This window comes from Thermobaculum sp. T2p (assembly GCF_059335935.1).
The window spans coordinates 13,028-38,817 of record NZ_JANZYQ010000004.1; the positions used below are offsets into that span (position 1 = coordinate 13,028).

General features: G+C 46.7%; 18 protein-coding genes. 10 read left to right on the forward strand and 8 right to left on the reverse strand.

The window, feature by feature from the left end; all coding sequences use genetic code 11:
- Positions 1 to 15: 15 nt before the first annotated feature.
- The 6 genes from N2245_RS01495 to N2245_RS01520 form a co-directional block, all read right to left on the reverse strand.
- Complete coding sequence (locus tag N2245_RS01495; RefSeq protein WP_494534966.1) at positions 16 to 6,738, reverse strand: tetratricopeptide repeat protein; 6,723 nt, start codon at positions 6,736 to 6,738, stop codon at positions 16 to 18.
- A gap of 120 nt (positions 6,739 to 6,858) precedes the next feature.
- Positions 6,859 to 8,169, reverse strand: a complete 1,311-nt coding sequence (locus tag N2245_RS01500) for an NAD(P)/FAD-dependent oxidoreductase (RefSeq protein ID WP_494534967.1) — start codon at positions 8,167 to 8,169, stop codon at positions 6,859 to 6,861.
- Between the two features lie 96 nt (positions 8,170 to 8,265).
- Positions 8,266 to 10,380, reverse strand: coding sequence for a sodium-translocating pyrophosphatase (locus tag N2245_RS01505; protein WP_494534968.1), 2,115 nt, complete (start codon positions 10,378 to 10,380; stop codon positions 8,266 to 8,268).
- Between the two features lie 75 nt (positions 10,381 to 10,455).
- Positions 10,456 to 11,409, reverse strand: a complete 954-nt coding sequence (gene secF, locus N2245_RS01510; RefSeq protein WP_494534969.1) for a protein translocase subunit SecF — start codon at positions 11,407 to 11,409, stop codon at positions 10,456 to 10,458.
- Between the two features lie 20 nt (positions 11,410 to 11,429).
- On the reverse strand, positions 11,430 to 12,977 hold the full coding sequence (gene secD / locus N2245_RS01515) for a protein translocase subunit SecD (RefSeq protein WP_494534970.1): 1,548 nt from the start codon (positions 12,975 to 12,977) through the stop codon (positions 11,430 to 11,432).
- Between the two features lie 163 nt (positions 12,978 to 13,140).
- Entirely contained in the window at positions 13,141 to 14,490 is a 1,350-nt protein-coding gene (locus N2245_RS01520; RefSeq protein WP_494534971.1) for an NAD(P)/FAD-dependent oxidoreductase, read from the reverse strand.
- Between the two features lie 129 nt (positions 14,491 to 14,619).
- Here N2245_RS01520 and gltX point away from each other — a divergent pair, with 129 nt between their 5' ends.
- Positions 14,620 to 16,098: a glutamate--tRNA ligase gene (gene gltX / locus N2245_RS01525; RefSeq protein ID WP_494535054.1), complete on the forward strand. Its 1,479-nt coding sequence runs from the start codon at positions 14,620 to 14,622 to the stop codon at positions 16,096 to 16,098.
- 2 nt (positions 16,099 to 16,100) lie between these two features.
- Here the strand turns inward: gltX and N2245_RS01530 are convergent, their stop codons facing one another.
- Together N2245_RS01530 and N2245_RS01535 are read right to left on the reverse strand one after the other, a co-directional pair.
- Positions 16,101 to 17,786, reverse strand: coding sequence for a hypothetical protein (locus N2245_RS01530; protein ID WP_494534972.1), 1,686 nt, complete (start codon positions 17,784 to 17,786; stop codon positions 16,101 to 16,103).
- Positions 17,787 to 18,193: 407 nt separating this feature from the next.
- The gene (locus N2245_RS01535; protein WP_494534973.1) at positions 18,194 to 18,676 is read right to left on the reverse strand and encodes a DUF456 domain-containing protein; all 483 of its coding nucleotides are present in this window, start codon (positions 18,674 to 18,676) and stop codon (positions 18,194 to 18,196) included.
- 150 nt (positions 18,677 to 18,826) lie between these two features.
- Here N2245_RS01535 and recA point away from each other — a divergent pair, with 150 nt between their 5' ends.
- The 9 genes from recA (at position 18,827) to N2245_RS01580 (ending at position 25,767) form a co-directional block, all read left to right on the forward strand.
- The gene (gene recA / locus N2245_RS01540; protein ID WP_494534974.1) at positions 18,827 to 19,861 is read left to right on the forward strand and encodes a recombinase RecA; all 1,035 of its coding nucleotides are present in this window, start codon (positions 18,827 to 18,829) and stop codon (positions 19,859 to 19,861) included.
- Positions 19,854 to 20,615 (forward strand): regulatory protein RecX, encoded by a 762-nt coding sequence (locus N2245_RS01545; RefSeq protein WP_494534975.1) that lies wholly within the window; start codon positions 19,854 to 19,856, stop codon positions 20,613 to 20,615. The genes recA and N2245_RS01545 overlap by 8 nt, the downstream gene beginning before the upstream one ends.
- A 70-nt stretch (positions 20,616 to 20,685) precedes the next feature.
- Positions 20,686 to 21,333 (forward strand): MBL fold metallo-hydrolase, encoded by a 648-nt coding sequence (locus N2245_RS01550; protein ID WP_494534976.1) that lies wholly within the window; start codon positions 20,686 to 20,688, stop codon positions 21,331 to 21,333.
- Between the two features lie 19 nt (positions 21,334 to 21,352).
- Positions 21,353 to 23,032: a CTP synthase gene (gene pyrG / locus N2245_RS01555; RefSeq protein ID WP_494534977.1), complete on the forward strand. Its 1,680-nt coding sequence runs from the start codon at positions 21,353 to 21,355 to the stop codon at positions 23,030 to 23,032.
- Positions 23,033 to 23,119: 87 nt separating this feature from the next.
- The gene (locus tag N2245_RS01560) at positions 23,120 to 23,383 is read left to right on the forward strand and encodes an AtpZ/AtpI family protein (protein WP_494534978.1); all 264 of its coding nucleotides are present in this window, start codon (positions 23,120 to 23,122) and stop codon (positions 23,381 to 23,383) included.
- A gap of 14 nt (positions 23,384 to 23,397) precedes the next feature.
- Positions 23,398 to 24,243, forward strand: coding sequence for a F0F1 ATP synthase subunit A (atpB, locus tag N2245_RS01565; RefSeq protein ID WP_494535055.1), 846 nt, complete (start codon positions 23,398 to 23,400; stop codon positions 24,241 to 24,243).
- A gap of 47 nt (positions 24,244 to 24,290) precedes the next feature.
- Positions 24,291 to 24,602, forward strand: coding sequence for an ATP synthase F0 subunit C (atpE, locus tag N2245_RS01570; protein WP_012874026.1), 312 nt, complete (start codon positions 24,291 to 24,293; stop codon positions 24,600 to 24,602).
- 105 nt (positions 24,603 to 24,707) lie between these two features.
- Complete coding sequence (gene atpF, locus N2245_RS01575) at positions 24,708 to 25,235, forward strand: F0F1 ATP synthase subunit B (protein WP_012874025.1); 528 nt, start codon at positions 24,708 to 24,710, stop codon at positions 25,233 to 25,235.
- Entirely contained in the window at positions 25,228 to 25,767 is a 540-nt protein-coding gene (locus N2245_RS01580; RefSeq protein WP_494534979.1) for a F0F1 ATP synthase subunit delta, read from the forward strand. Before atpF ends, N2245_RS01580 begins: the two co-directional genes overlap by 8 nt.
- The last annotated feature ends 23 nt before the right edge of the window (positions 25,768 to 25,790 follow it).

The window sequence follows — 25,790 nt, forward strand, 5'->3', positions numbered from 1 at the left end:
GTATATCTGCTCTGTTTAGGAAGCTCGTTCCTTGCCAAATCCCCTGGTAATGAAAGATAGTGTGCTTACCGTAGTCAGTTCTTTATAAGCATCCGCATATCCTGGTTTGAGCTTGACAGCTTGTCTCAGTTCTGCTGCGGCCAAATCGTACCTCTTCAGCTTCTTATATACAACTCCAAGATTGCGGTGATAGAGGGCTTCGTCTGGTTGAAGTCTTACCGCGATCTCATATTGTTCTCTAGCTGCATCAAGGTTACCCATAGCTTCATAAAGCATTCCTCTCTCATTGTAAGCCGCGGCGTTCTCTGGGTCGAGGTTTAGGGATCTTTCAAGTGCTGCCATAGCCTCTTCGAACCACCTGAGCTGTCGGCAGATGGAGGCTGCCCGTAACTCGTAGATAGGATTCTTCGGGTCTAGCCTGATAGCTTCCTTCTGTTCTCCAAGAGCTAGTTTAAGCTTCTCCTGAGCTTCGTATATTAGCCCCAACTCTGAGTGTGTCTCAGCATCATCTGGATCCAGCTCCAGGGCTTTTTCTAAAGCCTGTGCTGCCTCCTCCAACCTATCCATATCGGCATATAGCTTCCCAGCTCTACGGTAGAGATCAGCTCGCGAGCTATCCAAAAGCAGAGCTTGAGCTATATGGCTGATAGCCTCCTCTGGTCTACCGAGCTTCTCCATTACCAGGCTGAGCTGCTCATGTACGTCGAAATTATTAGGTTCTATTCTGGCTGCATCCATTAGACGTTCTAGAGCTTGATCGTACTGCTCGAGGTTTATTAGCGCAATCCCTAGCTTAAGGTGAGCCTCTGCTGATTCAGGCTCTATCTCTAGGCTCTTAGCTAGCTCCTCGGCAGCTGGCGCGAAGTATTCCATGTCTAAGTACATGCATCCTAGCTTGAACCTCCATTCGTAGTTTCGTGGTTCCAGCTTGAGTGCGTATTTGAGGCATTCTATTGCCTCCTCTTTCTTGCCCATGCGCTCGCACACTTCTGCAGCTCTGAAAGCATATATGGCGCCGTCTGGGTTGAGCTGCATAGCTTCGTTGTACTCTGCAAGCGCTTCCTCATATCGCTCAGAGGACTCCAGCAGGGCACCAAGCTCGAAGTGCCATGTTGGTTGATAGGGCTCAAGCATAACAGCGTGTTGCAGCTTCTCTATAGCTAGCTTGGTTTGCTTGAGATCCTGATGAGCTATAGCCGCATTGCGATTATAAGTAGCATTATCTGGCTTGAGCTTCAGTGCGTGTTCAAACTCAGCTAGCGCTTCTCTGTGCTTACCCTGGGCTCTGTAGGCTAGTCCTAGCTCATTATAGATCTCTGGATCTTGGGGATCGATCTCTGCAGCTTTTTGCAGAATAGAGATCGCATCTTTGAATTTCTTCATTTGTCTATAAGTTGATCCTAGCCTCCTCAGCGTAAGCCCATCATCGGGTCTAATCTGTAGCGCTCTCTCATAGTTGATCAAAGCCTCAGAATGGTTCCCGACCATGTTATAAGTGGCTCCAAGCTCTGAATAAGCCTGAGCAAATTCAGGGTCTAGTCGAACTGCCATCTGAAATGCGCGAATTGCTCGATCGTAATCTCTCAGCTTTTTGTATATTCGGCCTTGATTGTACTGGAATAGTGCACAATCTGAGTCGATATCTGAGGCCCATCTGAAGTGGTGCAGAGCACCCTCATAATCGTCCACGAGTTCATACAATTCACCCAATGTGTTGTGCCAGTCAGCATGATTGTGCTCTATCCTAAGTGCGGCTTCTATCTCCTCTATGGCTTGTTCGTAGCTTGCCTGAGATGAGCTAGCGAGCAGGCGTGCGCTCCTTAGCTTATCTTCGCGTTCCTTAAGCCTCATGATAGCCAAGCCATAATGGAATCTGTAAGTTGGATTATCCGGAGCCAGCTGAGTTGCTTTCTGTAGCACCTTGCAAGCTTCGTCAAACCTGTCTGTCTGCAGATAGAGCTGTCCCATTTCAAATAAGGATTCGGGATCTTTGGGTGCAAGATCTATGGCCTTCTGCAGTGATTGCGAAGACTCTTGAGTCTTGCCCAGATGACGGTAGATAGATCCTATCTTGCGATGATAATCTGCATTGAGAGGGTCTAACATAGCGGCTTGCTTGTAAAGGGCGAGCGCACTGGTAAGCTCTCCTAATGCTTCCTGTACACTTGCAAGCTCGGCGATCGCCTGGGGCTCATCCGGTGCGCACTTTAGAGCCTGTCTAGCACTTGCCAGAGCTTGATCCAAGTCTTGTGTCTCTCTAGCAATTACAGATAGTTGACGATGATATCTGTAATTGTCTGGATCAAGCCGAGAAGCCTCTTCAGCTTCTTTGCGAGCCTTATCCAACATCCCTATTTGGAAATAGAGATCAGCCAAAGTAGAATGCCACTCGGCATTGTTTGGCTGTATGTCTATAGCCTTGGATACCTGGTTTATGGCACCATGTAGATCTCCTTGAGATTTCATTAGTATCCCAAGATTGTAGTGGTAGCGAGGATTATCTGGAGATAGGTTTATAGACTGTTGAAAGAGATCGTACGCATCATCGAATCTACCCATGTCCTGCATGACTAGCGCCATCTGGTGATATGGTTCTGCAAAGTTACTGTCAAGCTCGATGGCCTTTTGCAGGCGCTGGAGAGCTAAATCATGCTTTCTCTGCTGCCTGAGGACATTACCGGCATTACTTAGGTATACAGGCTCTCTGGGTTGAAGCTCAATTGCTTTCTCAAACGCTTGCACAGCTTCATGTAGCCAACCTCTACGTTCGTAGCATATTCCCAGGTCGTTGTACCAAGCTGCGACGTCAGGAGATATCCTGACAGCCTCTTCTATTTCCTGACAGGCTGCGCCGTACTCGGATATGGACCTATATGCTATTCCCAGGTCGCGATGGTATTGTGCTACGCTAGGGGCTATTTCTACAGCCTTCTCGAACGCCCGCACAGCTTCTTCATACTGGCTCAGTCCCATGTGAGCCCTGCCTAGGGCATGATAGTATTCGGCTGCTTCAGGGTGGGCTTGTATAGCTGTAAGTATGGTATCTATGGCTTCGGCATATCTCTTGAGATGGATAAGTGCTAGCGCCATTCGATACTTATACTCCGGAGACCTATCATCTAGTGAGCATGCGATCTCATGGTGCCTTAACGCCTTCTCCTGTAGCCCCAGATCCATGTAAAGCATTCCCAGTTCGCTGTGTGCTTGAGCAGATTGTGGGTGATCGTCTATACACTTGAGCAATAGGTCTTCTGCATCTTGATATTCCCCATATCTACGAAGCATTGACCCCAGCTTGACCTTATAGCTCACATTCGTGCCGTCCAGACGTACTGCCTCTTGCAAGTTCTGGATAGCCTCTTCTCTTTTACCTGCTCTTTCGAGAGCTTCGGCGTAGGTTACGTATATATCTGCTCTTCTTGGATCCAGAGCTAGGGCTCTCTCCAAAGTCTTGATAGCATCCTCTATTGCATCCGTGTGCAAGCAAGCTATGCCGTACATGTGAATATAGTCGACGTTCTGCTCATCAATAAGAAGGGAGGATCTAAAGTGGGCAAGTGCCTCCTCCCATTGGCCCCTGCCTCCTATGAGCATGCCCAGTTCTGCATGCGCTTGACCGTTATTGGGGTCAAGCGCCAGAGCCTTTTCCAACCATGTTAGAGCTTCATTGATCCTCCCGAGTTTGCGAGCACAAGCTCCCAGATCAAGCGCGTATTGAGCATTTCGGGCATCAAGTCTAGCTGCCTTGCGAAAATGGCTTAGTGCTTCCTCTTCCTCGTTCAGGGCAATCAGCAACATACCCATCTCGTGATGAGCAGCTGGGTTGCTGGAATCAAGTCTTAGTGCTTCCTCACAAGCTTCTTTTGCTTCATCAAGCCTTGTCAGGTGTCTGTATGACTTACCAAGATGAGCCCAGAAATCTGAGCTTTCAGGAGAGAGCTTGGTTGCCTTGAGGAAGCACTCGCTTGCCTTCTGATAATTTCCTCTTACAAACTCAATAGTTCCTAGCTCATCGTATATGAGTGCTGATTCAGGCATCCTGGAGAATGCATTCCTTATTAGTTCGTCAGCCTGAAGCAAGTTGCCTGATAGTCGAGCAGACCTGCTTACCGCAACAATAAAGCGCTCATTATCAGGCGATAGTTCCAGTGCCTTCCGATACCTCTCTAGAGCAAGTATATAATCGCCTTTCTGCTCAGCAACCATGCCAAGCTCAAAGTATGCAGGTGCCAAGTCGGGATTATTCTGGATGACCTTTTTGAGTGATTCTTCAGCATCCTCAAGCATTCCCGCCTTTCTCTGTACTATGGCAGCGTTGAGCAGGTATTGAGGCATACCACCACTCAGCTCTATAGCCCATCTATATTCCTCAATAGCTTCCGTCAAACGTCCAGATTGGTAGTAGGTTTCTGCAAGTATAGCCCGCTTGTTTAGGTCTTTGGGATCCATAGACAGTGCTATCTGCAGGGCGGTTATTGCTTTTGCTGGCTGCTTAAGAGCTCTGTAGGTCAGACCCATCTGTAGATAGTATTCTGGCTGTTCAGGTGAGTATTGGATAGCCTTCTGGAAGTTCTCAAGGGCAACTATATGCTTACCCATATCCATATACAGGCTACCGAGTTCGTTATAAGCATCTGCATACTTGCTGTCCAATTCTATAGCGGTAACAAGCTCTCTCTCTGCCTCCTCTACTCTGCCGAGCTTTCTAAGAATTGCTCCAGCATTGCGGTGATACAAAGGCTCTTCGGGCTGAATCTCGGTTGCTTTCTGGTAGTTGGCCAATGCAAGGTCCAGTTTGCCTTGCCTTTCCAGTACTGCAGCCAGCTCGTTGGCTGCAGGTGCATAATTAGGATCTAGATCTAGCGCCCGCCTTAGCTCCCTTTCTGCCTCCTGATCATCTCCGCAGGCTGCCAGTACAGATCCCAAGCTGGTCAGGTAGACTGCGCTACTGGGAGACATGGTGGCTGCATCTTGAAACTGCTCGAGGGCTTGCTGCAACCTACCTTGAATCTTATATATATTGCCTAGCTCGTGCTGGGTTAATGCACAATCTGACTTGAGTATATCTACCACCTCTCTCAGCTTGGCGGCGGCTAAATCGTACTTGTTGCATAGTGCCAACGCTAACCCAAAACTACGGCGATAGTTGACGTTAGAGGGGTCTCTCTCTACGGCTAGCTCGTACTGCTGACAAGCTAGCTCATATTTTCCTTCGGCCTCGTGAATCTTACCCAATTGGTAATGTACATCAGCGCTATCTAACTTCTTTTCGATAGCTCTGTTTAGCTCGTTGGACGCATGTGCGTAGAAGCCGAAGTCCGCAAAAGCGCGTCCTAGGTAGTAATGAGCTTGAGCATCCAGATCTCCTCTTGATGTTATGTAGGACCACTTCTCCTCGGGCTCGTTCTGAGTTATGCAGGTTACTGCTAGCCTGACGAGGGGCAAACTTTGACCATCACCCAGGATATCTGAGAGCAGCTTTTCCTTGTCCAAGTGAATACCATAAAGAAGGGATACTACATTCCCCCACTTCTCTCTCTTGCTTGAGTCGCTTATGTAGTCCTTCAGGTCACCGCCAGATTCTAGATGAAGTGAGATTGCATAGGCAGCAAACACCTCCAGGGTTAGTTCATCCCTGAATTTGATTCTCCTTCGGGAATCTGAGCTTTCTATGATTCCTGATGATAGGAGTACTTCGAGCAGCTGTTCGGAGGATGTACTATCTCCTGAGGATGCTGATATTATGCCCCTGGCTTGATCTCTTGAAAGATCTTTGACTGAGTCTGCTTTCAGGGAAAAAGCTAATGCTGCCAGCAGCTTCATCAAGGTACGGCTTTGAGCTCCGGCGAATCCCTCGCTGTTTCTTTTCTTACTCTCAGCTTCCATCAAAAGCTTACGGCTGCTGGCTAGTACTAGATCGCCTATGCTATTTATGTTAGATCTAGTGTCGTCAAGCTCTTGCTTGGCTAGATTAAGTACCTTTGTTGTGGAAAGCACCTCAAAGGCTCTAGGGTGGGAGAGAACTCTATCTCTCCTCTTGGGATCGGTACAATCTTCCAAAAACAGCCTTACCTGTGATTCGTTGATGGGCTCTATTGATCTGATCTCGCAACGTTCAAACCAGACTCTGTATAGGGGGAATTCGTCTTCCTTGCAGGTAATCACGAACCTATTAGCGCTACCTGGCTTGGAAACCATAGAAGCTATTTCAGCTGCGGCTTCGAGCCTAATATCAGGTCGAATCTCGTCTAACCCATCTAGTACCAAGAGTAAGGGGTAGTTCTCTACGACTCTCTGTGGAAATTCCTCATCGGGGAGAGTGATACCTGCTTGTTGGAATGCACCAGCTAGCATATCGTGAATCTCTACGGATTCAAGAGACTGGAGCTGTACCAGCACAGGTATACGCTGATCATCGATGGAGAGAGATCTCTTTCCTGGTTCTGCTCCAAAATGCGAACGTAGGGCTCTGTTAGCCACATGCAGCACAGCTTTTTTGGCCAGGGATGTTTTCCCGGCTCCAGCTCTGCCCAGTATAATCAATCGTCCATAGGATTCGACTGCTTGTTCAAGACTCACACCTGGTTTGTCTTCTTCCGTAAACGCTTTTTTAAGGTGAAGAGAAATCTCTCTGCCGTGAGCATTGAGTCGTGTTAGTACCTCTTCAAGATAAGCCCGGATATAGTGAGTGTCAGTGATTCTTTTCTCTTCGGTTTGCTTGGAAAAGTATGTGGTCATAGGTTCCCCCTTGGCCCATTTCAACCAATTCTGTAACTCTACTTAAAGCATTTCCAGGGAGAACCTAACAATGGATTTTCGTAAATATATCCTAAATAGCTTTGTAGCCGTATTTTTTTATCAGGATTCTAGGGCTAGTCTCGCTGCCTTTTTCCCTAGATCAACGCTATAGTTAGTGCCTCTGTCCTGAGGATATATCTGGGTGGTATTAGCTAATATGAGGTTCTTCACAGGAGTTTGCATCTCCGGTATTCGCTGTGAGTAGTTCGGAGGTACTATAGGTTGTGCTGCCGCCTCCCTAAAGACTTGATAGGAATCGATCCACGATCTTTCAAACTCTGGATTAACCCTTTGCAGGAAAGGTATATAGACTTCTAGTAACTCCTCTTTGCCTAGCTGCCAGTAATAATCTTCTGTAGAAAGATAGTTACTTATATACAGGACATGCTTTCCCCCATACCATTCCTTAGGTACTAAATTCGTGTGTTCGATAAGTCCCACGAACGGAAAGCCTTCTTCTCCTATGTTGAGCCAGTAATAATCTGATAGTTTGTTGTGTAAGGTCATCAGCATCACAAGGGCGCCTTGGTATCGTCCCGATCTCAATTTCTCTTCATATTCTTTCCCGACGGGAGGGGCAATGTCTAGGAATCTATTGGAAGGAATGGTGGATATAATTTTTTCAAATTCCTGTAATCCTTCGCCAGTACGTATGCCTACAGCAGTCAGTTCTCCACTTGGGGATGTCCGCGCTTCAATCTTCTCTATGTTGGCGCCGAGGTGAATATGCCCTCCCATATCCTTTATAGCTTTCTCCAGCGCATCTACTATGACCTTGAAGCTTCCGGTCGGGTAACCAAGAACCTCCTTATTGATTGAAGATCTGGATGTAGTTCTAAGATGTATCTTGCCCCACAGCCACGCCATGGAGATATCTTCGTGTCGGGTGCCAAACTTACCCTTAAGTAGGGGTCTCCATACTTGTTCATAGGCGTTATTGCCTGCCCATTTTCTCATCCATTGTGTGGCTGTTGTCTTTTCCAGTGCCTTCCAATTTTTATAGCGCTGTAGGAACAGCACTGCTAACCCTAATCGCAGTCTATTCCATGGTCTTAGAGGTTTGAAGCGTAGTAGATCCATAGGGGTAACGAAAGGATATATTTTGCCACCTTTGAACCATCCAACTTTTGATGGATACCATTCTAGCTTGTCTATGATGCCGAGCTCAGTCATAAGCTCCTGCATCACTACATCGCTAGTGAACAGATGATGATAGGCTAACTCTATGGGAGTACCATAGAGTGGTATTGTCACTACTTGGCCCCCAAGAAAGTTTGATCTCTCAAAAAGATGGACCTCTTGCCCTGCCTTAAGTAGCTCGTATGCGGCAGATAGCCCTGCAATACCTCCGCCTATTACTGCTATTCTCACCCCTATAGATCCTTTCTATAGCCTCTAGAAATTATAGGGGGCTTATAGCCCCCTATAATTTGGAACCAGATTTTACTAAGCAAAGTTCCTACTACCTTATCTAATAAACAGAGGAGCAAGTACCAGAGTCACGGTAGATAGTAGCTTGATCAGCACATGTAGAGACGGCCCAGCTGTGTCCTTGAAGGGATCACCTACAGTATCACCTACCACTGCTGCCGCGTGAGTGGCAGTTCCTTTTCCTATAGGCTTGCCTTCTTCATCTAGCAGCTGACCAGATTCTATCAGTTTCTTGGCATTGTCCCAGGCGCCGCCGCCGTTGTTGAGTACTAGGGCCACTAATATACCTGTCATAGTACCAACCATCAGCAGGGCTGCTACAGCCTCTGCTCTTAGTACCAATCCAACCACTACGGGCATTCCTACCGCCAGGATACCAGGTAGTACCATCTCTCTAAGAGCAGCTCTAGTGCTTATGTCCACAGCCTTTGCATAGTTGGGACGTACGGTACCTTGCATGATACCTGGTTCGCTTCTGAATTGGCGGCGTACTTCTTCGATCATATCCCCTGCTGCGCGTCCTACTGCCCTAATAGCCAGCGAGCTAAACAGGAACACTAGCATGCCCCCAAGGAAGCCACCTATGAATACTGGTACGCGGGCTAGATTGACAGCTTCTAGCTTTGCATCGGAGAGATAGGCTGAGAACAAGAGGAAAGCAGCTAGGGCAGCGGAACCTATAGCATAACCCTTGGTAAGAGCCTTGGTTGTGTTACCTACTGCATCAAGGGCATCTGTACGTTCTCTCACTTCCTCGGGCTGATTGCTCATCTCTACGACACCGCCGGCATTATCTGTAATGGGACCGAAGATGTCCATGGCTAGTACATAGGCCACTGTCATAAGCATGCCCATGGTTGCTACAGCAGTTCCGTATACTCCGTTCACGAAGGAGTTGTCGCTAAAGCCTGTTTTAGTGCCGAAGAAGTAGGCTGTACCTATAGCCAAAGAGATGACTATAGCTGGCAGAGCAGTGTTTTCAAAACCGATAGCTATACCGGAGATGATGTTGGTTGCTGGACCTGTCTTGGAAGCCTCGGCTATTGTCCTAACTGGTCTGTACTTCTCAGAGGTATAGTATTGGGTCATGAGCAGGAAAAGTATCGATGTTATAATACCTACGAGCCCACAACCAAATAGCCACCAATTACCGTCCAGGACCCAAAGAGTGGCGATGAAGAGTCCGATTATGGACAGGACTGCTGTTACTGCGAAGCCTCTGTTCAGAGCTCCCATTGGATCTGCGTTAGCACTTGGTCTTACAGAGAGTACTCCTATCATGGAGGCTATAAGCCCCATAGCACCAAGTACAAGCGAGAGGAATATAAAGCCTGGGTTATCCCTTCCTGTTGCTAGAAAGATAGATACCCCAAGGATCATGGCTCCGATGTTTTCAGCTGCGGTGGATTCGAACAGGTCCGCCCCGCGTCCAGCGCAGTCACCTACGTTATCGCCTACAAGGTCTGCTATAACAGCGGGGTTTCTGGGATCGTCTTCAGGTATTCCTGCTTCCACCTTACCTACTAGGTCAGCTCCCACATCCGCAGCCTTAGTGTAAATACCTCCTCCAAGTTGTGCGAAAAGAGCAACAAAGGACGCTCCGAAGCCAAAACCTACTATGAGAAAAGGAGCTCTCTCAGGCTGATTGAAGCCATTGTAGGCGTAGAATATGGCCGCGACACCCATTATGGAGAGCGCAATTATGAAGAATGCTCCAGCAGCACCTCCCCTTAGGGAAACGAGTAGTGCGTCTCCTAGGCTTCTTCTAGCTGCGGCGGCAGTCCTCACGTTAGATTTGACTGCCACAAGCATAGCAATGTATCCAGATACTCCCGAGGCGAGAGCCCCAGCCAGGAAAGCTATCGCAGTCATTATCGCCGCCTGAGGTCCCGGAAGATCCATAGTCTCGCTACCTACTAGGGCGATAATGGCTCCGATAATAATTGCTGTGATAACCGCTATACTTGCTATCGTAGTGTACTGACGATTCAGATAAGCGATTGCCCCCTCATATATTGTGTCGGCCACGGCTTTCATCTCTGGAGTTCCAGTGTCTCGACTAAGGACATACCTGGCCATTGAGAGGGCGAAGATGACTGCTAGTACTCCAGCACCAAATATAAGTATTGCCCATAATACCTCGTTGTTCATGAAACCCCCTCGTCCTCTGTGTATTTAGTTATCGATCCTGGTTTAAGCTAACCAAATTTTAACCCAAGTTTTCTTTTAGGTGGCCGCTGCTTCTGGCTCGGCTCTTCTAAAGATTCGAAGGAAGTCTTTGTTCTCCCAGGAGACGAGCAACAAGCTGGCATTAAATATAGAACTATATGTACCACTTACGATGCCAATTAGAAGTGCTAGTACAAAGTGTTTGATCGTTGTGCCACCAAAGAAGTAGAGTGCTAGCAAGGTGAAGATCACCGTCATAGAGGTGTTCACAGATCTTACTAGAGTCTGTAGAAGGCTGATATTGACTATTTGCTCAAAGCTTTCACCGTATCTTCTAAGCTGATTTTCGCGAATCCTGTCAAATACAACTATAGTGTCGTGTACTGAGAAACCTATCACCGTTAGCAATGCGGTTACGAATAGTGCATCTATCTCCACGCCGAAGTGCTTGCCAAGAATGGCAAATATGCCTACTACAACCAGCACGTCGTGCAGCATTGCGATGATAGCGCAGATTCCGTACCTGAACGGGTGACTTACTTTACGGAATGCAAACGCTATGTACCCTAAAATTCCCAGTGATGCTAGCGCAATTGCAACTATGGACCTGTTCCTGATTTCCCTACCAACTGCCGGACCTACAGACGTGAACACCAGCTCTTCGTAGTTCCCGAATCTAGATTTCAATATTTGCTCGAGCTTGGCCTTTTCTGTAGAGTTCTCTTTTATCTCAGGGAGGCGCATGGATACACCTCTGGTTACAGTGCCCTGTGCAGTATTGGATTGCTGCCCAAAACTTTGAACGAAGGCTTCGTTGTAACCTGCCTGAGCCAATGCGGATCTAACGTCCTCAATTCTGACAGGTTTTTCGAACTGAATCTGCCAGAAAGTGCCTCCCTCAAAGTCAATGCCCAGTCTCAATCCGAACAGCAATAGATATATAGTGCCTGGGATGATTATCAAAAGAGACAGCAGATAGAAAGCATATCTCCATCTAACTATATCGATCAATTAGCAAAGCCCTCCACTAACTAAGCCTGCGTAGTTCTAGAGCCCTTAGCCGGTTGTAAAGTTCTGCCCTCAGGCTCGGGTAATTGATTCTTCCCTATACCCCAAATCCACAAGTTTCTGGTATGCACTAATGATAATACTACCTGTAGCAATGTCCTAGTAACGAAGATAGCTGTGAACATGCTAACTAAGACACCAATTGCCAAGGTGATAGCGAAGCCCTTGATCACGCTTGCTCCAAATCTGGAGCCAAACCATATGAGTATTGCGCACGTGATTAGGGTGGAAATATTGCTATCCCGGATAGAGGGCCAAGCATTTTTGAAACCCACGTCTATGGCCTGGAGCAAGCCTCTGCCTCTGCGTAACTCGTCCTTTAATCTAGCAAAGATTAGGACGTTAGCATCCACGGCCATGCCTACGGATAGGACGAAGCCAGCTATACCTGCAAGTGTTAGTGTTACAGGTATAAGCTTGAAGAGCGCGAACACTACTGCAGCATATATTGCTAGAGCGACTACAGAAACGAATCCTGGGAGCCTGTAATAGAGGATCATAAAGAGCGCGACTGCTCCGATACCTATTAACCCAGCACGGATGCTTCTCTGTACAGAATCATTGCCAAGAGTGGCTCCTACCGTGTTAGAGCTTATAATATCGAGTGGTACGCTGAGAGACCCAGACCTGATCTGAATGGCCAATGTGCGTGCTTCCTCGCGTGTTACTCCCGTTATAACCCCCCTGCCATTAGTTATTGGGTCTCTGATCTGAGGAGAGCTGATGATCTTCTTATCTAGTGCTATTGCCAAGTATTTGCCTACGTTTTGAGTGGTGAAATCAGCGAACTTCTTGGCTGCCTCGGGCTTCAGCTCGAACGAGACTACGGGTTCTCCAGTGGTCGGATCGAAATCTGGCCTGGCACTAGCTATATCGTTTCCAGTTATTACTGTGGTATATGTCCTTTGTAGCTGTTCTGAAGGTGTCGCCTGTAGCGCTTGCTGAAATTGTGGATCTTCCGGTGTAGGGGTTACATTTGCGGCTACAGGTGTTTGGTTGGCCTGAGGAGTGCTCTCTGGAGTCGGTGTAGTTCCAGGAGTGGGTGTGCCATTCTTGTTTGACCTTTGATTTTGTCCGCCATTTGTTATAGCTGGACCTAGAGTGGTATTGACCAAGGTTCCCACTTGTAGTGGTGTATCGCCAGCGTCTATGAATTCAAGTAAGCCAGTTCCCTGGAATGTTCTAATCGCCTGTTCTGGATCTTTCACTCCTGGAAGTTCAACGACGATGCGATCTGATCCTTGGAGCTGTACTACGGGTTCGGTTAATCCTAGGCTATTGACGCGTTGTTCAACAACCTGCCTGACTTCTTCCATCTGTTCTCTTGTAGGAGCCTTGCCACCAACATGGCGGGCTTGGAGCAGTACTTGCAAGCCTCCTTGAAGGTCCAATCCTTCAACAACTTCTGCTTGCCGTCCGAATACGTTTCTAGATCCTGGAAGGTCTACCCATACTGCAAATGCGGTCAAAATAATGATAAATATCAAGCTGTAAAGTGTAGAGCGCCTCATTCAAGCTCCTTGTTGGAAATATACAACTCCACAATCACAGATAGAGCGGAGGTAACTCCCTCCGCTCGTATAAGGTTACTTGTACTTTCTACTATATTACCACTTGCTGCGTCCCATATGAATACTAGTCATAACTATATGAGCTTTGTGTAGAGATTCTTTATTACTGTGTGCCTTCCTTAAGTACGCCAGGCGATAGCCTCAGCTGACCAGTCTCTCTGCCGAGAACCAATGATAGTAGCCAGTGGGTGAATAAGTAAATTCTGTTTCGCCATGAAGGTATATGCATTAAGTAGTATGAGTGCCAGATAAACCAAGCTGGTATACCAGTAAAGGTAAACGGCCCAACCTCTGCAACACCAGTGTGTTGTCCCAGTAGGGCTAGATGACCTAGAGGCCTGAAAACAAAGGGTTTTACGCTTCTATTCTGTATAAGACTTGATATTGTTCTTCCGACGTACCTGCCCATGTGCTCAGCCGCTTGTGCCGTGGGAGGTATGGGGTCGTTAGTTCTTGCATCGAATGCCCATGAAGAGTCTCCTACAACAAAGACATTTGGGTATTGGGGAACACGCAAAAACTTATCTACAATCAAAGACCCATTTTTGGCGTGCTCTACAGGCAGATCCTTTACAATCTTTGGTGCTGTTATACCGGCAGCCCAAAAAATAGTACGAGCCTTTATAGTTCCTACAGAAGTTTTTACCTCATCTTCGGTTACTGCTTCCACAGATGCATTAGTCAATATTTCTATGCCTTCGTGTTCAAGTACTTCCTGCACGGTCTTAGATATATGTGGTCTGCTTTGTGGGACTAATCTACTGGATCTACTTACAAGCACGATTCTAGCCGGCTCATTCTCTAGCCAAGGATATTCGGCAAAGAGTCCCGCATATATGTATTCTTTAAGTGTAGCAGCCAATTCAATGCCGGTATCACCACCTCCGCCGACCACGAATGTAAGCCAAGACTTACGTGCTTCGGGATCTTGTTCTTTATGAGCCGTTTCAAGAGCATCTATTACTTTGTTTCTTAGCTCTATAGCGTCTGCAGGACTCCTAAAGAGTAGTGCTCTTTCTCTTAGCCCTGGTAGGTCCGGGATAGCAGTTACGCTACCCAAGGCGATCACTAAGAAATCGAATGGCCTATCCTCTCCGTTGTCAAAGTAGACCACCTGGTTCTGCAGGTCGATATGTTTGACTACGGAATGCATGACGTGAAAGCTTCTTCCTTTTTGAAACTTCCTGATAGGGACAGTAGCATCATCAGGGCAGCTCTTGCCGGAGGCTACGGTCCACAGTAAGGGTTGGAATAGCTGGGTATTGTCTCGATCCACTACTAGGATACTAACATCCTGCCTCTTACCTAGGTGTTTGTCGAGCTCTATGGCCGCCTGTATGCCCCCAAATCCGGCTCCTAGTATGAGTATCTTATAACTAGCTTTTCTGTATTCCTCCTCAGACTGACTTCTATGTCCTTTACTCAGCAGATCAATACGGGCACTAACAGTCATTGAGATAGCCCCTCCTAGGTTATTGTGTCTAACAGCTAAACTTTCAGCAAGTTTGAGGCCGTGTAGCTTAGTAACTATAATGGCTGAGGACTTATTAGAAACTCTGTGTAGGGGTGAGGTTAGGTGTCTTTGAATAGCGAGGTTAGGGTACGCTTCCCGCCAAGTCCTACTGGATACTTGCATGTGGGCAACTTAAGAACTGCCGTCTTCAACTGGCTATTAGCTAGGCATCATGGTGGCAAATTTATTCTGAGAATCGAGGATACAGATCGCGCTAGAGTTGTACCTGGTGCCGTAGAAGTAATTTATGAAACTTTGCGTTGGATAGGTATCGACTGGGACGAGGGACCAGATATTGGTGGCCCTCATGCACCCTACGTGCAATCTGAGCGCAAGGAGATATACAGGGAATATGCCGAGCTGCTCATCTCCCAGGGCAAGGCTTACAGATGTTTCTGTTCTCAGGAAAGGCTAGAAGCTTTAAGGGAGGAACAAAGGAAGAATAATTTACCTACGCGTTACGATCGCAAGTGCCGATATTTGGATCCCCAAGAGGCCAAGAGGTTAGCAGAATCAGGACAGCCATACGTGGTAAGGTTTGCTACGCCGCTTGAAGGTATTACTACCATGTTTGACCTTCTGCGTGGTCCTGTAACCTACCAGAACGATCAAATAGATGATTTCGTCATTCTGAAAAGTGATGGTTATCCTCCTTATCACTTTGCAGTTGTGGTAGACGATCATCTGATGGGTATAACCCATGTACTTAGAGGAGATGAGTATATAAGCTCTGGTGCTAGAGATATTCTTTTGCATGAGGCGCTTGGGTGGAATCCACCTCTATATGCTCACACAGCGATCATATTAGGTCCTGATAGGTCGAGGCTAAGCAAGAGGCATGGAGCCTTGCCAGCACTTGAGTATCGGGATATTGGGATAATTCCTGAGGCCATGTTTAATTACCTTGCTTTGCTTGGTGCCTCGTACAGTGCGGATAGGGAGATATTCTCAAGAGAAGAGCTGATAGAGTTGTTTGACATAGACAAAATGAGTCCTTCTCCTGCGATATTTGATGCAAATAAACTCGAGTGGATGAATGCCTATTACATAAACCATATGCTCAGTGTCGATGACCTGGCAAGTAGAGTCAAACCTATCCTTGAGAACGCTGGCCTAGTGAAGGCCGAAGAGTTGGATGAGGGTTATTTGCTTGAAGTTATAGGGCTGGTAAAGGATAGGATTAAGCTTCTACCGGATGTAGTAGAGCTTACGGACTTCTTCTTTAAAGATCCAGACCCATCTGCAGAAGAGATTGCTGGAAAGAAGCTGACTTTGCAGGAGGCACAAGAGCTCTTACAGAAAGTAAAAGATAGGGTATCGCCTATTGATAATTGGTCAGAAGAAATACTCGAGACCGAGCTGAGATCTATGGCATCTGAGCTTGGCTTGAAGACTGGAACGCTTTTCATGCTCATTCGGGTGGCTATAACAGGCAAGACTGCGTCTCCTGGACTATTCGAGACGATGAAGGTCTTAGGTAAAGACCGAACTATATCCAGGATAGATAGAGCTATTGACAAGCTCGATTTGGTAGTTCATGGGGGATAAGCTCATCCCCCATGATTATTTTCTACAACGAATAGCCCTGTCTTATTCAGTCTGCGCAACAGATTCGAGACCTCACGCTCATAATTATCTTTGGGAAGGAATAACAGCACCTTAGTCTCGCCTATGATCATAGGGTGAAAGTGCTGAATAAAAGATAGCTTTTGAAGATCTCTAACAGCCTCTATGCTGTCTAGAGTAAGAACCAATCCTTGTGCAAAACTGGCCTTATAAGGCTCTTTCCCCCATTCTCCCAACTTACTAATAATAGAATTAGGGAGCTTTTCTTTGGAGTGCTCCTCCAGAAACTCAACTATTCCAGATGGACTAAGGTTTACACCCCTAGCCCTGGCTACGGTTCTGCGATCTGCCACGTATATTCCCAAGCCCGACTCCTGCCACTTGTGGGGTCTGGCAAAGGCAGATAAAGTCCAGATGAGGGATGATTCTGGTCTAGTTACTCTGATTTGTAGCCCATAGTTATGGTTCTGGATGGACAACGATTTTGCAAGCCTGGACTCGTATTTAGTCTTTGATTTGCCTATAAGAAATGCACCATCCGGTGTAAGGGAGAATGCTGGATTGAGTTCATCAGAGGATGTCTCTACTACGTGTAGCCATGTAAGAGGCCCTTGGAATAAGAGCGTTATCCAACGACCTTCATACCTTGGCCATTCTTCTAAGGCCTTCTGTGCCCCCTCTAATCCTAGTTCTCTAACTAGTCGGTTATTGGTCCTTATGATATAAGGATGCTCTTGCTTAATTATCTCGGATACCTGTTCTATGCTGTACCACTTATCTACATGACACGCAGATAGTATCTCTATTAACTCCAAACGTGCCTTTTTCAATATGTCCTGGCTGTCACTGTAGCCCGGGGCTTGCTTAAGAAGCCCGTGAGATTCATCATATTTCGTTTCTATCCAGGCTTTGAATATTCTCTTGGCTTGAACCTCGATTGGTAGCTTTACCCAGCTCTCGACCGCCTGTGTTGTGGTAATTATCCCTGCATTTTCGGATATTAGTCCCAGGTCGGAGCTTAGATGGAATAGCAACTTGGCGTGCGAAGCTTTGTCCTTTGAGCTGGTAAATATGAGACTGGCTAGTCTGTTAAACAGTGCCTCTTCTATTTCAGCATTATTGGGATAAGGTAGATCATATAATTGGTACGCACGTAGTAGGTGTAACATGTCCCATGCTGGGGCATAATCAGGGTTTTTTACTTGCTTGCGAGGTGTATAAACCTCAGGAGGGGAAACATAGTTCTTAGACTTGGTTGTATGTATCAACCCTCTGGTGGGGAATATCAGCCATCTGTCGTTGTATAAAGCTTCTTGCACAAGAATATTCTCGGTCAGCTCTATTATGGCCTCTCGCATCGCTGAAAGAGACAAGTTCAGACTCTTGGTAAGTTCGAATCCGTAGGCTTTGCCTTCTTCTAACAGGGATCGATAGACCATTAGAGCGTTGGTAGTAAGCTTTTTCAATACTCTTGATGTAGGAGTCTTCCCCAGTTCCTCTAGCAGGGACTTGATTATCTCTTCTCTGGTGTAGCTTCCGGGTTCATCTGCCAAGCCCCAATGTAGCGCTACGGTTTCCAGCTCACCAGTCCCCATGCTCTCCAGGTAAAACTCTAAGGGCTTGTCTGAGGTGTCGCCTTCTTGAAGTTTTCTCTTTAGTCTCGTGATCATACGTGTTAGCTCTCTGGGGATTAGCAGATAAGGATCGGAAGAAGGGGTACGTTTATAGACTCTTTCCGACCTTAGATCGGCTTCGCTTAGCATCCATACTATTCCTGACGTTAGTAGTCCCCTGAGTGCTGGGTCGTCCTTACTGATTGCCAATTGTGAGAGCCTTAATTCGGAATGTTCAGCGATTCTTAGTAGCAGATCCCTAGACTCAGGACCTATTCTTTCCCAATACATATACAAAGATGTATCGGACCTCAGGATCTCCCTTGCAAGCGTAGTTGCCTGTTCCGATCTAGACCCATTTGGGAGGTCTACACACCACCAATGTGCGATATCCTTTAGCTTTTCTACCTCTAGATTGAGTAAGAGCGACAATAAGCTTCGAGGCATGTTCCCTTTACCTGGTCTTAGGAGATTGCCGTCAATAGATATATTGTCAGGATAGCTATCCCAGAAGTTAGATCTACCATCAGGGCTAACACAAAACCTACGACGGCACCCGCCCCACTTCTAAGGGCCTTGCGTATAGATCTGTTGACTGGTAGGTCCGTAAGCGCGGCACCTCCGAATGCTCCAAGGAGTGCACCAAAAGCTCCAAGGTATAGCGTGCCTAGTATTCCTCCCAGTAAGGATCCAAGGGAGGCTAATCTAGAGCCCCCGAATTTTCTGGCCATGATAGCTGATAGGATAAAATCTAGGGTTATCGATGCTAAGGCTATAAGAGTTATAATTAGCATCCATGGCCAAGTGAGCTCTCTAAAACCAGTCATAGCGCTGTAGGCTAAGGCTCCCAACCACATAATTGGTATACCTGGGATGAATGGTATTATTATCCCCACGAAGCCAACAAGTATCAGCGTCAAACCCAGTAGAAAGGCTGTTTCATTCATAGTAGAATACCCTTATGTTATGGATGATTATACTTGTCATGGTTCTATTTTGCGTACTCAAGGTTATTTGACAGAAAAACAACCCCATCAATATAATTGTATTAGTATATAGAACATTTTTTCTGCGAATTAAGCACAGGAGTTTTATGCATGAGCGATCGAGATAAAGCCTTAGAGAGTGCTATAGCTCAAATAGAGAGGGCTTTTGGTACAGGCTCTATCATGAGGATGACGGGTGATAGAGCTAAACTGCAGATAGAAGCAATTCCTACGGGCTCCATAGCCCTGGATATAGCCTTAGGCGTTGGCGGAGTTCCAAGGGGGAGGATAGTTGAGATTTATGGACCAGAATCTTCTGGTAAAACCACTCTGGCGCAGCATATCATAGCTGAGGCCCAGAAGCTTGGTGGTACTGCTGCCTACATCGATGCTGAGCATGCTTTCGATCCTTCTTATGCTGAGAAGTGTGGTGTTCAGCTCAGCGATCTGCTCATCAGCCAGCCCGATACAGGTGAGCAAGCTCTGGAGATAGCAGAGACGCTAGTAAGAAGTGGTGCGGTTGATGTGGTAGTAATAGATTCTGTGGCTGCCTTAGTTCCCAGGGCAGAAATAGAGGGCGAAATGGGGGACAGTCATGTTGGCCTCCAGGCTAGGTTGATGAGCCAGGCTCTGAGGAAGCTTGCAGGAGCTGTAAACAAGAGTAAGACCGTACTGATCTTTATTAACCAGATCAGAATGAAGATTGGCGTGATGTTTGGTAACCCGGAGACAACAAGTGGTGGAAACGCCCTCAAGTTCTATGCTTCAGTGCGTCTCGAGATAAGAAAGGTCGAATCTATAAAGCAAGGTCAGGATGTTGTTGGTAACCGGGTGCGTGTCAAGGTTATCAAGAACAAGGTCGCTTCGCCTTACAGGACTGCTGAGTTCGATATCATGTTTAATGAGGGTATCTCTAAGGAAGGTAACCTGATAGATGTTGGGCTGTCTGTTGGGGTCCTACGTAAGAGTGGTTCGTTTATATATCTTGATGATGAGCGCCTTGGCCAAGGTCGAGAGAACGCTAAGGAGTATCTCAGGCAGAATCCGGATGTTGCGGAGGAGATTGAGAGTAGAATCAAGGCCGCAGGCAATCTGGATAAGGTATTGATCGGTAGTAACGGTGGTCTGTCGGATATAGATGTGTAGTAGCAGAAAAACAGGGTTTTCTGACAGGGGTTCCTCAAATATACCCGATAACAATCGGGAAGGAACCCCAACCTCTTTAAATGGCGAGAAAAAGCTTGTTGTTACTGGCATAGAGCGACAAAAAGGCAATCGAAACAGGGTTTCCGTTTATCTGAATGGAAAGTACGCATTTAGCCTAAGTGAATTATTAGCCCTGGAGCACAGGATCGAGGAGGGTAGGGCTCTCACCGAGGCGGAAATCGATGAACTGGTACACAGGGATAAGTTCGACAAGGCTTTTGATGCTGCCGTTCGCTTGTTAGCTATAAGGCCTAGGTCTGAGTCTGAGCTTATTCAAAGGCTAAGACGTAAAGGTATTGACGAAAACGTGATAAATGAGGCAATCGATAAACTCAGGGCTCTGGGGTACGTAAACGACGAAGACTTTGCGCGTTTCTGGGTGCAGAACAGGGAACAATTCTCACCTATGGGGTCTAGAAGGTTAAAGTTCGAGCTTCGACAAAAAGGAGTGGAGTCAGATACTGTAGACGAGGTCCTAGAGGATGAGGTAGGCCAAGATGAATATGAGCTAGCCTATAGAGCAGCAAGATCGAAGCTTAGGTCTTACACTGGTCTAGAATACCAGGACTTCTATAGACGTATGGGTGGGTTTTTATCCCGCAGAGGATTTGATTATGAAACTTCATCTAAGGTCATAAAACAGTTGTGGCGTGAATTACATGCAGATCAAGATGAAAGAAGTGTAGAAAATTAGACCTATTAGGTTGGATGCTAGTTGATAATTTGATAACTTTTCCATGTAACAAAAGCTAGGAGTGGTCTAGTTGGAGATAACTTGGCTTGGACATTCTTGCTTTAGGATTAGGACAAAAGAAGCTACCGTGATCATGGACCCATACTCTAAGATGGAGGGGCTGGATCTGGGCAGGCCCAAGGCTGATATAGTCACTGTAAGCCATGACCATCCAGGACATAACAATGTGAGTTCTGTAAAAGGTGGAGATGATCTCAAAGTAATAACAGGTCCGGGTGAGTACGAGATCAAAGGGCTCTTTATCACTGGCGTCAGGACGTATCATGATAAGCAGCTTGGCAAGAAGCTAGGTAAGAACACAGTTTATCTTATCGAGACCGAGGGGTTGGTTCTGGCGCATCTTGGTGACCTGGGACATGTGCTGGATGAGGAACAGGCTGATCTTATGTCCGAGGTTGACATACTGCTTATTCCTGTAGGCGGAGGTAACTCTCTGGATGCTGAAGAAGCAGTTGAGGTTATCTCCCAAATAGAGCCTTCTATTGTGATTCCTATGCACTACAAAACTGCACCTGGTCAGACTAACCTTGAAGGAATAGAGAGGTTTTGTAAAGAAATGGGACTAACTAACTGGCAGGCTGAAGAGAAGCTTGTTGTTCGCAAGTCTGATTTTGGCGAGCAAACAGAAGTCAAGATTCTTGGAGTAAAGGCGAACTAGGTTTCAGGAGGTTGACATCGTGCCCAAGTTCATCTTCGTAACAGGTGGAGTCGTTAGCTCGGTAGGTAAAGGTATAGCTGTTGCGGCTATCGGCAGGATACTCAAAAGTAGAGGGTTGTCGGTCTCAGCTCAAAAGTTGGATCCGTATATAAATGTTGATGCTGGTACGATGTCGCCTTTCCAGCATGGAGAGGTATTTGTCACTGATGATGGGGCCGAAACCGACCTCGATTTGGGTCACTATGAAAGATTCATAGATGTCAATTTGTCGCGCAATAGTAATGTCACCACTGGACAAATATATCTCGAAGTACTGACTGCTGAGCGGAGAGGAGATTATCTAGGGGGGACGGTACAGGTTATACCCCATATAACAAATACTATTAAGAACAGGATATGGTCCGTAGCTGAGACCAGCGGTGCAGACGTAGTAATAGTAGAGGTCGGAGGCACTGTTGGAGATATAGAAGGTTTGCCGTTTCTTGAAGCCATAAGGCAGATGAGGAGGGAAGCAGGTAGAGAAAATGTATTCTATGTACACCTAACTTTCCTTCCCTATATAGCGGCTACTGGAGAACTCAAGACCAAACCTACCCAGCACAGCGTGAATGAACTCAGACGCATTGGAATTAATCCAGATGTATTGATCTGTAGATCTGATTATCCAGTCACACCTGAGATCAGACAGAAAATAGCTTTGTTTGGGGATGTGGATGTTGAGGCAGTCATACCCTTGGAGACAGCTGAGACCATATACGAGGTCCCTATATTGCTCGAGGAATCGGGACTTGGTACGTATATAGTCGACCGTTTGAACCTTAATGCAAAAGAACCGGATCTAACCGGCTGGAGAGACATGGTAGCCAAGCTCAAGGCTCCTAAGGATCATTCAGTCAACATAGCGTTGGTAGGTAAATACACAGAGTTGCGAGACGCTTATATAAGTGTTGCTGAAGCCTTGCGCCATGCTGGGTTAGCTCACAACCTCCAGATCAATATAGACTGGATAGATTCTGAGTCCCTGGAAAATGAGGATGTTGATCAGAGATTAAGCCATGTGTCAGGCATAGTTGTGCCGGGTGGTTTTGGTCCAAGGGGTGTGGAAGGTAAGATAGCAGCAGCCAAATATGCGCGTGAAAATGATATCCCCTACCTAGGCTTATGTTATGGTATGCATATGCTCACCATCGAATTCGCTAGAAACGTATGTGGATTGACTGGAGCTAACACAACAGAGGTAGATCCCGATACTCAGTATCCAGTGATAGACCTGATGGCAAGTCAGAAGTCTCTTTCTGACAAGGGCGGAACTATGAGACTTGGAGCTTATCCATGCTCTCTTGTTGCTGGTACTAGGGTTTCCAAAGCCTATGAAAAATCGCTAATACATGAGAGACATAGGCACAGATGGGAGTTTAATAATAACTATCGTGAGATTATGGAAAATCATGGTCTAGTACTAAGTGGTTTGTCTCCCGACGGTAATCTAGTTGAAATAGTCGAGCTCAGGGATCATCCTTGGTATGTGGGGACTCAGTTCCATCCCGAATTCCTGAGCAGGCCAATGAGACCTCACCCTCTATTCCTTGGGTTCATAGAGGCAGCTAGCAAAGTCTTACTTGAGGGCCAACAGCATGAATTGCCGCTTGAGGAGGATGCCCTTCAGAGCCTAGAGGATGAAATACAAGTGGGAGTATGAAGTAGAGGAGAATTGTGAAATCTTGCACTAATTGGTATACTCACTATCGGTTCAGCTATGATATAATCCGGCCTGGCTGGTGGTAATGTGAAATTCGATAGATCAACTTTGCAAGCTTGGGCCTTGGCCAGCGAGGTCGGATGTTCAATAGCGATCTTTTTAGTGGGTTGCATAGTTGGAGGGGCTTTCTTAGATCGTTATCTACATAGTTCCCCAATATTCCTACTTATTGGTATATTTATGGGGTTAGCTTTAGCGGGTTACAACCTTTATAGACTAACCTTATTCAGGACTAGCAGAGAGATTCGGAGATCTCGTAATAAAAGATCGAACGATTCTGATCAGGAGTAAGAAAGGTGCCTTTGATGCTTGCTGGACAAAGAGTCGGTGGCCTAGCCAGGATACTAGCTCAGGAAGAAGAGCACGGCAAAGGGCTTCTGGGGACTCCTTTCCACCAGCCAACTTTGGCTCCAGAGACCCTCTTCCATATCGGTCCTATCCCGGTAACCAATTCTATGCTAATGACCTTAATAGTGGTTGTTGTCTTGTCTGTAGCTGCTGTGTGGTTGAGTAGAGGTCTCTCATTGGTCCCTAGCAAGCGCCAGAACTTTCTAGAGGCAATAGTTGAGTTGTTGGATAACCTGGTGCAAGCTACTGCTGGTAGAACTGCAGGCAGGGCAATACTCCCGCTAATAGGTACACTTTTTATATACATACTCGTGGCTAACTGGGCATCTTTGCTGCCTGGTGTTGGTACTATTACCTGGCATACTGAGCATGGAGATGTTCCCTTGCTTAGGGCTCCCAACGCTGATCTGAACATGACCTTAGCTATGGCGATAGTAACTATAGTGGTTGTGCAGATAGCAGGTGTGGCTGCACATGGTGTTGGAGGTCATTTCAAGGAATATCTCAATCCAATGCATCTAATAGATGAAGTGGCTCGTGTTATCTCTCTATCCGTACGACTTTTTGCCAATGTTTTTGGTGGGGAAGTGCTTCTCACGGTAATGTTGGCCCTGTCGTTCCTAGGGGCTATAGCTATAATACCGGTTGTTATTCCTATGGCGTTCATGGGACTGGAAATGTTTATAGGTCTGATACAAGCCTTGGTATTTTCGTTGCTGTCGCTCATATACATTACGCTAGCAGTTGCTGGTCATGGCCATCCTGCAGATGCTGAGGATGCCGAATCAGCGACTCATCATTAGTAAAACTTCTCATCTCAAAATATTTACTTAAGGAGGATTTTTCGAAATTGGATTTGGGTGTATTGACGGATCTAAGTAACACTATAGTTGCTGCAGCTCAGAACGCTCCAGCACTTCAGGAGCAAGCTGCCAACCTGACTCAATTCAAGGGTTTTGCTTCGGCGATTGCTATTGGAGTGGGTGCTCTAGGGCCAGGACTCGGTATCGGTCTTGCAGTCCGTGGCGCTATGGAGGCTACTGGTAGGAACCCCGAGGCAAGTGGTGATATTCGAACTACTCTGATCATCGGTGCTGCTCTGGCAGAGGCTGTAGCTATTTACGCCTTCCTAACAGCGCTGTTGATCCTGTTTACGACCTAGTACTGTAATTTCTGGTTATAATCACTGAAAGTTTATTAGTTTGGTGCCAGGTGGAAGGATTTCCGCCTGGCATCGATAAAGAAAGAAGACTATAAGGTAGGGTAGATGTCAGCAGTACTAGAGAACCTAGGTTTACAGCTGTGGCCTTTTATATGGCAACTTGTAGCTTTTCTTATTCTGGTTTATGTTCTCAAGCGGTTTGCTTTTGGGCCTGTCACTCGTATCTTAGATGAGCGCGCTGCAAGAGTTCGTGAGAGTATAGAAACTGCTGAGCGCATCCAAAGAGAGGCTGCTGAGCAAGAACAGCGTACGAAGCAAATGCTTGAGGATGCTCGTCGCCAAGCGCAGGCTATCCTGCAACAAGCTCAGCAGGCAGCTGAGCGCATTCAAAGCACAGCTCAGGATAACGCGCGTGAGCAGGCTAACCAGATTATCCAGAGAGCACAGGAAGATATAGATCGCATGAAGGCTGAGGCTATAGATGAGCTCCGGCGCCAAGTGGCAGATCTAGCTATTGCTGCTGCTTCCAGGATAATACGTAAAGAGCTTGATCCTGCTACTCACAGAGCACTGATCAACGAGGTGCTAGCTGAGAGCGTTGATCAATTCAGAGGAGGCAGACCAGTTGCCTAGTGTTGGATCAAGTGCTCGACGTTATGCTGAGGCTATATTTGAGTTGGCCCAGGAATCTGGCAACCTCGATGCATGGCACGCTGATCTCTCTTTGCTCGCATCTGTGTTCAGTGATGCGAGCGCTCTTAGGTTCTTCAAGAATCCTCGTAGGTCAATTTCCGAAAAGCAGGATATGGCTAAGCGATTGTTTGAGGGCAAGGTACAACCTCAGGCCATGTATCTGCTACAGCTCCTTGTGGATAGGGACAGAGTAGACATAATTCCAGCCATACTAGGTAGGTTTGAAGAACTGCTGCGTGAAGCGAGAGGTATAGTTGTAGCAGAAGTAACTACAGCTGTTCCAGTAGACGATAATGAAAAGCAGCGAATAGTTGAGCAGCTCAGTCAGGTAACAGGTAAACAGATCGAGCTGCATACCAAGGTTGATCCCTCTATCATAGGGGGTATAGTTGTAAGAGTGGGTGATAAACTTGTTGATGGAAGTGTAGCTACTGCGCTTAATCAGCTACACAGAAGCCTTACTCTGAGATAGTTATGTAGTTTCAGGAGTAATGG